Here is a 12,384-nt window from a genome sequence, read left to right on the forward strand (position 1 = left end):
ATGTCACGACGGGAGGCCTTCATGCTGCGGCCGCCTGCTTGATGGCCGCCCGGATGCGCGTGTAAGTGGCGCAGCGGCAGATATTGCCGCTCATCGCGGCATCGATATCGGCATCGGTGGGTTTGGGCGTGGTGCGCAGCAGCGCTTCAGCGGCCAGCAGCTGCCCAGCCTGGCAATAACCGCACTGCGGCACATCCAGCGCTACCCAGGCGTCCTGCAACTTGCGGCCCCAGGCGCTGGCGCTCAGCCCTTCGATGGTGGTGATCTTGGCCGTGCCCACGGCCGAAACCGGCGTCTGGCAGCCGCGCACCGGCTCACCATCCAGCTGCACCGTGCAGGCCCCGCAGAAACCTGCGCCGCAGCCGAACTTGGTGCCGGTCAGCCCCAGCACATCGCGCAGCGCCCACAACAAAGGCATGTCAGGATCAGCGGTTACCTCAACCGGTTTGCCGTTGATGTTCAGCTTCATGGTGCAGACTCCCCAGTGTGTAAGTGCAGCATAGCGGGGGAGTAGGACAAGGGGAAGAAGAGAGCCTCCGGCGGGCAGGTTCTGCGGCCCCGCCTTCGGCAAGCCTTTCCTTCTCGTCCTCCAACCCCTATCCCCACGCAATGATGTCACGTCGCTCCCTGCTCTCCGCCGCTGCCCTGTCGTCGCTGGCTGCGGCCTGTTCACCGCTGGGGGCCTTGAACGGGCTCAACACGCTCACCCCCGGCGATGGCCAGGTGCGGCGAGTGGTGGACGCGGCGGCGTTCGGCACCGATCCGCGCCAGACGCTGGAAATCTGGGCCCCCAAGGGCGTGACAGCCAAACTGCCGGTGATTGTGTTCTTTTATGGCGGCAGCTGGAACAGCGGCAGCCGCGATGGCTATGGCTTTGCCGCGAAAGCGCTGGCGGCAAAGGGCTTTGTGGTGGTGCTGCCGGATTATCGGCTGGTGCCGCAAGTGCGCTGGCCGGCGTTCGTGGAAGATGGCGCGGCGGCGATGACATGGGTGGCCGCCAACATCGCGGCCCATGGCGGCGATCCGACAAGGGTGGCGGTGATGGGCCACAGCGCCGGCGCACACATCGCACTGCTGCTGGCGCTGGATCGGCGCTGGGGCGTGGCCGATACGATCAAGGCCGCCGTGGGCCTGGCCGGGCCGGCGGATTTCCTGCCGTTCGTGGCGGGCGGCGCCGCGGATGCAGCCTTGGGCAAAGCCGCTGATCTGCAGGACACGCAACCGATCCATTTTGCCCGGAAAGATGCGCCGCCCTTGCTGCTGCTGCACGGCGATGGCGATACCACGGTGCTGCCGCGCAACAGCCAACGTTTGGCCAATGCGATCAACGATATGGGCGGCCGCGCCGAAGTGCGGATCTATCCCGATGTCGGCCACATCGGCATCCTGCTGGCCCTGTCCAAGCCGTTTCGCGGTAAGGCCAATGCGCTGACCGATACCAGCAATTTCCTGTTGGCGGCGCTTACACCCTGACGATGGCCAGCGGTGGCGCCGGCGCAGCCGCAAACACGCGGCGCGTCACCAGCGCCGGATCAAGCCCGAACAGCCCGGCCACCGCGCCGGCAAACAGGCTATTCAGGCTGGTGGTGGGCAGCAGATCGCGGCCTTCATGCAGTTTCTGCAAGCCCGGCCAGTCACCGAGCACGCGGCCGGCCGCTGGCCCGCCCTGCAGCCGCCCACCGGCCAGCAGCGCCGCGCTGGCGGTGCCGTGATCGGTGCCGCCGGTGCCATTGGCGGCAACGGTGCGGCCGAATTCGGTGGCAGCGATGATCAGCGTGTTGCTCCAGGCTGGGCCCAGGCCCTGCTTCAGCGTGGTGATGACGCCGTCCAACTGTCGCAACTGGTTGGCCAGACGCACCGGCTGGCCGGCGTGCGTGTCCCAGCCGCCCATTTCCAGCACGGCAATGCGCGGCCCGGCAGGATCGGCAAGCAGGCGCGCGGCGCTGGCGGCGAGGCCTTGCGGATTGGCAGCGCCGCCATCGTTGGCACCGGCGATCATTTCCGTGGCCATCGCCTCGCTCCACAACCGGTGCAGCAGCGCGTCATTTTCATACAGGGCCGCCACGCGCGCTTTCAGGCTGGCGCTGGCATCGGGCAGGCGGCTGGGGGCGAAACTTGTGGTGGGCGCGGCCCCGCGCAACAGGGCGGGCAGGGTGGCCGATATGGCAACCGGCGGCGGAGCGGCAGGCAGCAGCGGCAGCAGCCGGTTCAGCCAGCCATCTTTCAGCGCATAGGCCGCGTTGCCGCCGGTTTCGAGGATGTTCTGCGCGTCGAAATGGCTGCGCTCGCGGTAGGGGCTGGCAACAGCGTGGACCACGCCGGCCTCGCCCGCTGCGAACAGGCCGGCAAAGCCCTTCAGCGCCGGATGCGCGGCGAAATCACTGGTCAGCGGCAGCAGCGCGCCGAATTGTTCTGGCGGCTGGGCCAGCGGGCCGCGCAGCTGGTTCAGGCGCGGGTCGCCGATGGGCGGGATGGCGGCCAGCCCATCCATCGCGCCGCGCAGCACGATGAACACCAGCCGCCGGTCGGTGCCGGCCGCCGCCAGCGCCAGTTGCGGGGCCAGGGCAAAACCGCCGAGCAGGGCGCTGCGCGCCAGAAGAGAACGCCGGGTGATGTGAGGGGGATTGATCATCGGCGCAAAAACTCCGGAGCGACGAGCAGCAGCGCCAGGCCCTCGGCGGGGCTTTCGGCGCGGGCGATGGCGCTGGCCGTGGCGGGGGACAAGGTGCCGGGCAGGATGCGCGGCGCGAGGCTGCGGGCGTCCAGCGTTGCGGCCAGCGGTGCGGCGATACGGCTTGCAACCTCCACCCGGCGCAGCAGCGCATCGGGCGCGGCCCAGCGCGCGGCGTCGTCTTCCCAGCCGGCCGGCGAGCCGGGACGCCACACCGGCTGGCCCAGTTCGCGCAGCGCACCGATGGCCTGCAGCGGCGGCACGCTGCCCCGGCCCAGCGCACGCAGGGACGATACCAGCCAGTCCCACGGCGTCTTGAACTTGGCCAAGGGCGCGGCCCAGGCCTCCGGCGCGTCGATCAACGCCTGGTAGAGCGCCGGCAATTGCCCGCCGCTGGCCAGATAGGCCGCAGCCATGCGCTCCACCAAAGCTGGCGGCGGCGCATCGGCAACGAAATGCCGGGCGAGCTTGAAAGCGAGGCGACGGGCGGTGAGGGGATGGAGCGCCAGATCGTTCAGTATTGCCAGCGCCTGCGCTTCGCCGTTCTGGCGATAGGGCTTGCCGGCCACGGTTACGCTGCCCGGCTCGTGCCAGTTCGGCTGGAACACGAACTGCCCGTCGGCGGCGGCGACCCCCAGCGGCCGGCGCACGAAACCGCCCCCCAGAAATCCTCCAATGCTCCAGCCGGTGAGCGCGCGGGCGAGGCCAGCGACATCGGCCTGCGTGTAATTGCCGGCGCCCAGCGTGTGCAGTTCTAGAATCTCGCGCGCCAGATTCTCATTGAGCCCAGGCTGACGGGGTGCATTGCGGCGGCGCGCGGCCTGGCCCAGCAGGCTGTTTGGCCCGATCGATTGCGCCTGATCGAGATAGAATTGCATCCCCGGATGGCGAGTGACAGCCAGCAGCATGTCGACAAAGCGGCCGGTGATGGTGGGGCGGATGGCTTCGAATTCCAGCGGCCCGCCCATGGTGGCGGTGGCCAGCTTGTCGGTCGATATGGCAAAATGATTGGCCCAGAAATGCACCAGCCGTTCGGCAAAGGGTGTCGCAGTGGTCAGCGACAGCGTCAGCCGCGCATTCACCTGCCCGCCATAGGCCTGGGCAAAGGCCTGACGGCGCTCGCGCTGGGCCGCGTTGGCCCCCATCTCTCTCGCGGCCTCGGCCTCGGGGTCCTTCGGCGGTTCCGGATCGCCAGGCCGGCGCACGCCCACCACACCTTGCCGGCGCAGTTGCCCCAGATTCTGCCGATATTGCAGGGTCATGGCGGCGGCATCGGGCAGGGCGGCGATCACGGCGGGATGGGGATCGAACTGCCCCACTTGCGCCAGCAGCCAGCCACGCGGATCAGCAGGCGCGCTGTCGCCAGGGCGGGCACCAAGGCCGAAGCGGTTGAGGGCGATGGCAGCGAGGCTCATGACCACTTAAACGCCGGCGCGGCCGCTTTCCCCCGGCGGCCCATCAAGACAAAGACCCGGCTGTTGCCAGCCGGGTCTCGTCATGTTGGTCGTCAAGGGTCTGCAACGGGTTGCGGGGCGCGTCCACCCGCTGCAGCCCAAGCCCCCTGTTCTATCGATTCACCTGCCGCTTCATGAAGCCCGGCACATCATCATCGCTGGCCTGCGGCGGTACCGGTTGCGGTGCCAGTGTGGCCGGCGGTGCTTCCGGTGCACGCGGCTTGCGGCTCATGCCCATCATGCGTTCAAAAAGGGTCAGCGGGCGTTCTTCGGCCACCGGTGCCATCGGTTCCGGATCAGGCCTTGCTCCAGTGCCGGCCCCGGCGCCGGCAACCGGGCCAGCAACGGGCGCGGCCGGCGTGAACGTAAAGGTGGTTTCCACCCGTTCGCCCATTTCGGCCAGATCCATGGCATCGTCTTCCAGCGTCTCGGCCAGTTCGGTTTCCCTGATCTCGATGGCATCGAGCACGCGCGCCACGGCTTCCTCGCCCACCGGCAAATCAAGCGTTGGCGCCAGCGGCGCGTCGTTGATCGGCGCTGGTTCCGACTGCATTTCGGCCAAGATGGGCTCCGGCTCCGGCAACGGCTGGCTCATCGGCGGCGGCATGGTGAAAATGCTGGGCTGCGCCAGGAAGGCCGGGGCGGCCTTCTTCTGCGGTGTCGGCACCGGCATCGGGCGGCTGGCGGCATCAATGCCGGTGGCCACCACGCTCACCCGCATCAGGCCATCAAGATCCTTGTTGAAGGCGCTGCCGACGATGATGTTGGCTTCGGTATCGACCATGTCGCGGATGTAGGAAGCGGCTTCGTCCACTTCCATCAGCTTCAGATCATCACCGCCGGTGATGTTGATGATGACGCCCTTGGCACCGCGCATCGACACTTCATCGAGCAGCGGGTTGGCGATGGCCTTCTGCGCGGCTTCGATGGCGCGGCCTTCGCCAGCAGCCTCACCCGTACCCATCATCGCCTTGCCCATTTCGCTCATCACGGTGCGGATGTCGGCGAAATCGAGGTTGATCAGGCCGGGCATGATCATCAGATCGGTGATGCCGCGCACGCCCTGGTGCAGCACCTGATCCGCCATGGCAAAGGCGTCTTTAAAGGTGGTGTTGGCGTTGGCGATCAGGAACAGATTCTGGTTGGGGATGATGATCAGCGTGTCGACATGCTTCTGCAGTTCGGCAATGCCTTCTTCAGCGGCGCGCATGCGCTTGGCGCCTTCAAAGCTGAATGGCTTGGTGACGACACCCACGGTCAGGATGCCCTTTTCGCGCGCGGCGCGGGCCACGACCGGGGCAGCACCCGTGCCGGTGCCGCCGCCCATGCCAGCGGCGATGAAGCACATGTGGGCGCCATCCAGCGCAGTTTCGAGCTGCTCCAGAGTTTCCTCGGCAGCCGCGCGGCCGATCTCCGGACGGGCGCCAGCGCCAAGCCCTTGTGTGATTTTCATGCCCAGCTGGATGCGGGTGCCGGCCGGGCTCATGGCCAGTTGCTGGGCGTCGGTATTGGCCACAACAAATTCAACGCCCATCAGATCGGCAGCGATCATGTTGGCCACGGCATTGCAGCCAGCACCGCCAACGCCAATGACAGCGATACGCGGCTTCAGTTCGGTCAGTTCCGGCTTGGCGAATTCCAGCATATCGTGTCTCCCCATATAAGAATCATACTAGATGATGAGCGAATCGGTGGGAAGTGACTTCACAGACTTCCCCACAGTTTTTCGATGACTCCCCCAAATCCGCGACGAAGCGAGGGGCCTTCACTGGTGACTTGCGTGTGCCACACGTCGCCGGGATCGGTCTGGGCAAACAGCACCAGGCCCGCCAGTGTGGCAAAGGCCGGGCCTTCCTGCGCCACCGGCAGGCCGGTCAAGCCGCGCGGCCGGCCAATGCGGACGTTGCAGCCCAGATAGGAACCCGCATAATCGGCGATGGAGCGCAGATCCGAACCGCCGCCGGTCAGCACGATGCGGCGCGCCTGCGGGCCAACAAAACCCAATCCCGACAGCGCCTTGCTGATTTCGCCAAACAGCATGTCCAGCCGGGTGCGGATCACGGCCACCAACTGCGCACGCGGCACCTTGCGGGCTTCAACACTGCCATCCTCGATCGTTGGCGGGATGGTCACCGGGTCGGTCTGATCGCGCATGGTGGCGACCGCGGCGCCGTCGAAGGTCTTCAATCGTTCGGCAATGCTGCGTTTGGTATCGAAGGCAGCGGCAATATCGTCGGTGATGTCGGCGCTGCCCATCGGCACGGTGGCAACACCCACGGCGATGCCGAACTTGTGCACGGCGATGCTGGTCATGCCCGCCCCGATGTCGATCAGCGCCACGCCAATGTCGCGCTCTTCTTCATCCAGCACGGCAAGGCTGGCGGCCAGTGGGCTGGCGACCAGCGTGGAAATGCCCAGGTGCGATTGCGCCACGGCACGGGTGAAATTCAGGATCGCCGGCGTGTCGGCAGTGACGACATGGATATCCATGCCCAGCCGATCGGCGTGCAGGCCCAGCGGGCTTTCGACCCCGGGCAGGCCATCAAGCGTATAGAGCGCGGGCAGGGCATGCACGACGCTGCGATTGCGTGGGTCGATGGCAGCACGGCCGGCCTGGCGCAGGGTGACCATGTCGGTGGGCGTGATGCTGGCGCCGGCGATATCGATTTCGGCGCTGGCCATGGAACTGCCCATGTTGCCGGCGGCAAAGCTGGCGATCACGCTGTCCATCTGCATGCCGGCGGCGCGTTCGGCCTGATCCATGGCACCGCGAATGGCCATTTCGGCCTTGTCGAAATCCGTCACCGTGCCGCGCTTCAGGCCCATGCAGGGTTTTTGTCCGCTGCCGATGATGCGTGGTTTGCCCCCATTTGCAGCATCGCCGCCGATCAGCGCGATCAGCGCCGAGACTTTCGACGTGCCAACGTCGAGCACGGCCACGGGCCGTTCCGGCTGACCACGGCCGAGTGGCGGGAGGGGGATGCGCGGTGCCATTGTGCTCCTCAGATCTTTTGGGCTTGAGCGGCGGCACGGCGTGCCTTTTCCGCTTCGGCCAATTTTTCGGCCACGGCCGGCCCGGCGACGATCATGCGGCCCGGCAGCCGCAGGTCGAACCGGGTAAAGCGCCCGCCGAGCAGTCGTTCCGGGCCCTGCCCATCGAGCCTGGCAAAACTGGCCAGCGCGGCGCGGGCCTGTCCGGGCTGATCCGGCAGCGCCAGCGTCTCGCCGCTCTTGAACCGCAAGTCCCAGCGGCGGCCACCCACGAACACGGCGGCATTCACGTCGCGGCCCAGCGGTGTGGCGGCAATCAGCTCCAGCGCGTCGCGCACCCGGGTGTTGGCACCGCCGCCAACCAGGATCGGCAGATCGTTCCAGCGCTCCAGCCGCTCGCGGGTCAGCACCTTGCCAGTGATGTCGATGGCGGCCAGGCGCTGGCGATATTGCCACAGCGCCACGGGCTTGCGTTCTTTCACTTCGATCACCAGCGTGTCGGGCAGGCGGCGCTGCACGCTGGCATCGACCAACCACGGCAAGGCGCGCAGCCGCATCCGCACGTCATCCAGATCGGTGGCCAGCATTGCGTTGCTCGGGCCGTTCAGCACGGCGGCATAGATCGCCAGCCGTTCCTGCTCGCGCGCGCCGGTCAGTTCGACATGGCGCACTTCCCACCCTTGCGCGGCGGTCCATTCCACAAAGCCGTTCCAGATGCGTTGCGGCACGCCAACGGCAATCATCACAACCAGGGCGATGGCCAGCACCACGCCGGCCCCGATGCCCAGTTGCTGGCGGGTGATTTTTGGCGCGGCAGAACGACGGGTCGCCCGCTTCTGCGCGGCTTTCGGCGGCTTTGCACCGCGTTTCAGAACGGCTGCCGTCATGGCTGGCCTCCCCGTTTGTGGTCGGCAATCGCCATATCGATCAGGCGCTGCACGAGCTGTTCATAGCTGATACCGCGATATCTGGCCTGTTCGGGCACCAGGCTGAGCGGCGTCATGCCAGGCTGGGTGTTGGTTTCGAGCAGAAACAGCCCCTTAATCCCAAGCGTCGGATCCCAGCGGAAATCGCTGCGGCTGGTGCCCCGGCAACCCAGCACGCGGTGGGCGGTGAGCGCATGGGCGAGGCAGGCAGCCTCGATGTCGGCAGGCAGATCGGCGGGGCAGATGTGCAGCGTCAGGCCATCGGTATATTTGGCCTCGTAATCATAAAAACCGCTGGAGGTCTGCAATTCGGTGACGGCCAGGGCCTCGTCGCCAATCACCGCCACGGTCAATTCCTTGCCGGCCACAAAGGGTTCGGCCAGCAGTGTTTCGAATGACTGCCATGGCCCCGGAACGTCACGCTGGATCGGATTGCCATAATTGCTGGTGTCGGTGACGATGGCGACACCCACCGACGATCCTTCGTTCACCGGCTTCAGCACATAGGGCCGGGGCAGCGGATCGCCGTCGAACAAGCTGGTCGAATCCACCAACGTGCCTTGCGGCATCGGCACGCCGGCTGGCACCAGCACCTTCTTGGTGAGTTCCTTGTCGATGGCGATGGCCGACGTGGTCAGGCCGGAGTGGGTGTAGCAAAGGCCCAGCAGGTCCATCAGGCCCTGCACAGTGCCGTCTTCGCCGGGCGTACCGTGCAGCGCGTTGAACACCACGTCGGGCGCCGCCGCAATCAGGCGCTGGGCCACGTCGCGGCCCATGTCGATTTCCACGACATCGTGGCCCAGGTTGCGGCAGGCCTGTGCGATGCCGCGGCCAGAGGTGAGGGACACCTCCCGCTCGGCCGACCAACCGCCCATGAGCACTGCGACTTTCATGGCTGGCTCCAGTGAGAAGGCCCCACCCCCAACCCCTCCCCTGAAGGGGAGGGGAGTTGACGTTCTCCCCTCCCCTTCAGGGGAGGGGTTGGGGGTGGGGACGTGGTAATTTGCACCCGCCCCACGCGCTGAATTTCCCACTCCAGGCTCACACCGCTGGCGCGCAAAACATGGGCGCGCACCAGTTCACCCAGTGCCTCGATATCTGCGGCGGTGGCGCGGTGGCTGTTGATCAGGAAATTCGAATGCTTCTCGCTCACCTCGGCACCGCCAACGCGTAAGGCCCGGCAGCCGGCACCCGCCACCAGTTCCCACGCCTTGTGCGGGGCGGGGTTCTTGAAGGTGGAACCGCCGGTGCGGGTGCGCAGCGGTTGGCTGGCTTCTCGGGCAGCCGCGATACGGTCCATCTCGGCCTGGATGGCGTCACGCGCGCCGGGTTGGCCCTGCAGGCGGGCCGAAACCACGATTTCGCCATCGGCCAGATTGCTGTGGCGATAGCTGTATTCCAGCGCCGAAAGTGCGCGGGTTTCGATGCCGCCGTCGCGGGTGACGATGGTCACCTCCACCAACACATCGGCCACCTCGCGGCCATAGGCACCGCCGTTCATGCGCACGAAGCCGCCCACCGTGCCGGGAATGCCGCGCAGAAATTCCAGGCCCGCCACGCCGGCATCGCGCGCGGCGCTGCTCACGGCAATGCCCGAAACGCCGCCGCCGCAGGTCAGCATGTTGCCGTCCGCGCTCACCTTGCCGAACGCCTTGCCCAGCCGCACCACCACGCCCGGCACGCCGCCATCGCGCACGATGAGATTGCTGCCCAGCCCCAGCGCCAGCACCGGCACATCGGCGGGAAGCGCCTTCAGGAAGGCCCGCAGATCATCAACATCGGCTGGCTCGAACAACCAGTCTGCGGCGCCGCCCGCCTTGAACCACACCAGCGGCGCCAGCGGCGCGGATGCAGTGAGTTTGCCGCGCGTGGCGGGAGGGGCGGTCAGGATGCTCACCCGGCCTTCAGCTTGCCAATGGCGTCGGCCAGACCGGCCGCCCACTTGGTGATGTCACCCGCGCCCAGGCAGATCACCTGGTCACCGGGTTGCACCACGCCGGCCAGCTTCACCGCCAGATTGTCCGCACCGGTCACGGTGTCGGCGCTGGGGTGCCCGGCCGCGACCAGCCCGGCGGCCAGCGCGGCGGCGTCAACCCCGGGGATGGGGGCTTCACCAGCGGCATAGACCGGCGCGACATACACCATGTCGGCATCGTTGAAAGCGGCGCAAAAGTCCGCCATCAGATCGCGCAGGCGGGTGAAACGGTGCGGCTGCACGACCGCAATCACGCGGCCAGTTGCACCTTCGCGTGCAGCGGCGAGCACGGCGCGAATTTCCACCGGGTGGTGGCCATAATCATCGACGATGCTGGTGCCGGCAACTTCGCCAACCTTGGTGAAGCGGCGTTTGACCCCGCCAAAGCGGGCGAGGCCGGCGCGCAGGCCCGCATCATCCACACCCAGTTCCAGCGCCACCGCGATGGCGGCGAGCGAATTCTGCACGTTGTGGCGGCCCGGCATCGGCAGCACCAGATCATCAATGCGCCTTTGCCCATCACGCGTGCGGACCAGCACCGAAAAGCGATTGCCGCCCGGCACCGGCGTCACATCCAGCCCGCGCACATCGGCGGTGGCGGCAAAGCCATAGGTGATGATGCGCCTATCCGAAACGCGCGGGATCAGCGCCTGCACTTCCGGGTGATCGATGCACAGGATCGCGGCGCCATAGAACGGCACAGCGTGGACGAATGTCTCAAAGCCTTTGCGGACAGCGTCGAAATTGCCCCAGTGATCGAGATGTTCGGGATCGATGTTGGTGACGATGCCGAACGTGCCGGTCAGCCGCAGGAAACTGCCATCGCTTTCATCGGCTTCGACCACCATCCAGTCCGACGCGCCAAGACGGGCATTGGAGCCGATCGAATTGATGATGCCGCCGTTGATGACCGTGGGATCAAGCCCGCCAGCATCGAGCAGCGTGGCAACCATGGAGGTGGTGGTGGTCTTGCCGTGGGTGCCGGCGACCGCGACGCAGCTTTTCAGCCGCATCAGTTCGGCCAGCATTTCGGCGCGGCGCACGACGGGGATGCGCCGGCTCCGCGCAGCGACGACTTCGGGATTGTCGGCCTTGATCGCGGTAGACGTGACCAGCACGGCGGCATTGGCGACATTTTCGGCCTTCTGACCGATGAAGACCTTGATGCCCTTCTTGCGCAGGCCCTCGACCACATAACCTTCGGCAGAATCGCTGCCCTGCACGTCAAATCCCAGATTGGCCATCACCTCGGCAATGCCCGACATGCCGATGCCGCCAATGCCGACGAAATGGATGACGCCGATATCGGTGCGGAAGCCGGGGCGAAGACGAATGGTTGCGGGAGCGGAGTTCATGCGATCAATCCAGTGGCAATGACAAGATTGGCCAAGCGTGTCGCGGCCTCCGGATGACCGGCGGCGCGCGCCGCAGCAGCGGCCTCTGCCAACCCCTGCCGGTCTGTTAACCATTGCGTCAAGGCCTCGGCCAACCGCTGGGCGTCAAAATCCTGTTGACGAATCATCAGTGCGCCGCCGGCCGCCACCAGGGCCGCAGCGTTGTCGGCCTGATGGTCATCGGTGGCGATGGGCAGCGGCACCAATATCGATGGCCGGCCCATCACGGCCAGTTCGGCCACGGTCGATGCGCCAGACCGCGCGATGACGATATGGCTGGTGGCCATTTCGGCCGGCAGATCAGGGAAATAGGCGGCAATCACAGGTTCGATGCCAGCGGCGCGATAGGCCGCCAGCATGGCATCGCGGTCTTCGTCGCGGCCTTGGTGGGTGACATCAAGGGCGGCGCGCACGCCGGCTGGCAGCAGCGCGATGGCGGCCGGCACGACCTTGTTCAGAATGGCCGCGCCCTGGCTGCCGCCCGTGACCAGCAGCTTCAGCCGGGCGGCGTTTTCGTCAAACGGCACGTCGCGTGCGGCCAACACTTCCGGACGAACCGGGTTGCCAACAAAATGCGCGCGGCGCTGCCAACTGCCTTCCATGCGCCGTACGCGGGGAAAACTGGTGGCGATGGCGCGCACGCGCGGCGCCAGATAGCGGTTGGTGCGGCCCAGCACGGCGTTTTGTTCATGGATCAGGCACGGTAGGTAAAGCGACAGGCCCGCCAGCAGTCCGGGCAGCGCCGGATAGCCGCCAAAACCGATCACGGCGCGCGGGCGCATCTCCTTGAACAGCTTGCGCGCCGCGCTGCGGCCCTTCCAGATGCTGAGCGCCACTTGCGGCAGTGAACGCCAGCCGCTGCGGCCGGTGGAGGCGGCGTCAACCTTGGTCACCGGCACGCCGGGGAACAGGCCGGGGAACCTGAGCCCGCGCTCGTCCGTCACCAGATGCACCTTGTGGCCGCGCGCCATCA

Annotated in this window: 11 protein-coding genes; 1 reads left to right on the forward strand and 10 read right to left on the reverse strand. The window is 66.8% G+C overall.

Annotated elements, in window-relative coordinates; genetic code table 11:
• Nucleotides 1–19: 19 nt before the first annotated feature.
• The gene (locus RMO81_RS01085; RefSeq protein WP_017667907.1) at nucleotides 20–469 is read right to left on the reverse strand and encodes a (2Fe-2S)-binding protein; all 450 of its coding nucleotides are present in this window, start codon (nucleotides 467–469) and stop codon (nucleotides 20–22) included.
• Between the two features lie 140 nt (nucleotides 470–609).
• Here RMO81_RS01085 and RMO81_RS01090 point away from each other — a divergent pair, with 140 nt between their 5' ends.
• Complete coding sequence (locus RMO81_RS01090; protein WP_310473877.1) at nucleotides 610–1,473, forward strand: alpha/beta hydrolase; 864 nt, start codon at nucleotides 610–612, stop codon at nucleotides 1,471–1,473.
• Here the strand turns inward: RMO81_RS01090 and RMO81_RS01095 are convergent.
• From RMO81_RS01095 to RMO81_RS01135, 9 genes are all read right to left on the reverse strand, one after another.
• Nucleotides 1,463–2,632, reverse strand: a complete 1,170-nt coding sequence (locus RMO81_RS01095; RefSeq protein ID WP_310473878.1) for a DUF1501 domain-containing protein — start codon at nucleotides 2,630–2,632, stop codon at nucleotides 1,463–1,465. The genes RMO81_RS01090 and RMO81_RS01095 overlap by 11 nt on opposite strands.
• Nucleotides 2,629–4,086: a DUF1800 domain-containing protein gene (locus RMO81_RS01100; RefSeq protein WP_310473879.1), complete on the reverse strand. Its 1,458-nt coding sequence runs from the start codon at nucleotides 4,084–4,086 to the stop codon at nucleotides 2,629–2,631. Before RMO81_RS01100 ends, RMO81_RS01095 begins: the two co-directional genes overlap by 4 nt.
• A 151-nt stretch (nucleotides 4,087–4,237) precedes the next feature.
• Entirely contained in the window at nucleotides 4,238–5,770 is a 1,533-nt protein-coding gene (gene ftsZ, locus RMO81_RS01105; protein ID WP_310473880.1) for a cell division protein FtsZ, read from the reverse strand.
• A gap of 59 nt (nucleotides 5,771–5,829) precedes the next feature.
• Nucleotides 5,830–7,119 (reverse strand): cell division protein FtsA, encoded by a 1,290-nt coding sequence (ftsA, locus tag RMO81_RS01110; RefSeq protein WP_310473881.1) that lies wholly within the window; start codon nucleotides 7,117–7,119, stop codon nucleotides 5,830–5,832.
• Nucleotides 7,120–7,127: 8 nt separating this feature from the next.
• Nucleotides 7,128–8,003, reverse strand: a complete 876-nt coding sequence (locus RMO81_RS01115; RefSeq protein WP_310473882.1) for an FtsQ-type POTRA domain-containing protein — start codon at nucleotides 8,001–8,003, stop codon at nucleotides 7,128–7,130.
• Complete coding sequence (locus RMO81_RS01120; RefSeq protein WP_310473883.1) at nucleotides 8,000–8,935, reverse strand: D-alanine--D-alanine ligase; 936 nt, start codon at nucleotides 8,933–8,935, stop codon at nucleotides 8,000–8,002. Before RMO81_RS01120 ends, RMO81_RS01115 begins: the two co-directional genes overlap by 4 nt.
• Complete coding sequence (gene murB, locus RMO81_RS01125) at nucleotides 8,932–9,939, reverse strand: UDP-N-acetylmuramate dehydrogenase (protein ID WP_409049568.1); 1,008 nt, start codon at nucleotides 9,937–9,939, stop codon at nucleotides 8,932–8,934. Before murB ends, RMO81_RS01120 begins: the two co-directional genes overlap by 4 nt.
• Nucleotides 9,936–11,372 (reverse strand): UDP-N-acetylmuramate--L-alanine ligase, encoded by a 1,437-nt coding sequence (gene murC / locus RMO81_RS01130; protein ID WP_310473885.1) that lies wholly within the window; start codon nucleotides 11,370–11,372, stop codon nucleotides 9,936–9,938. The genes murB and murC overlap by 4 nt, the downstream gene beginning before the upstream one ends.
• Nucleotides 11,369–12,384: UDP-N-acetylglucosamine--N-acetylmuramyl-(pentapeptide) pyrophosphoryl-undecaprenol N-acetylglucosamine transferase (locus tag RMO81_RS01135; protein WP_310473886.1), on the reverse strand; the 1,016-nt coding region annotated here is incomplete at its 5' end. The genes RMO81_RS01135 and murC, both read right to left, overlap by 4 nt.

The organism is Sandarakinorhabdus sp., from assembly GCF_031422795.1.
Classification (GTDB): Bacteria; Pseudomonadota; Alphaproteobacteria; order Sphingomonadales; family Sphingomonadaceae; genus Sandarakinorhabdus.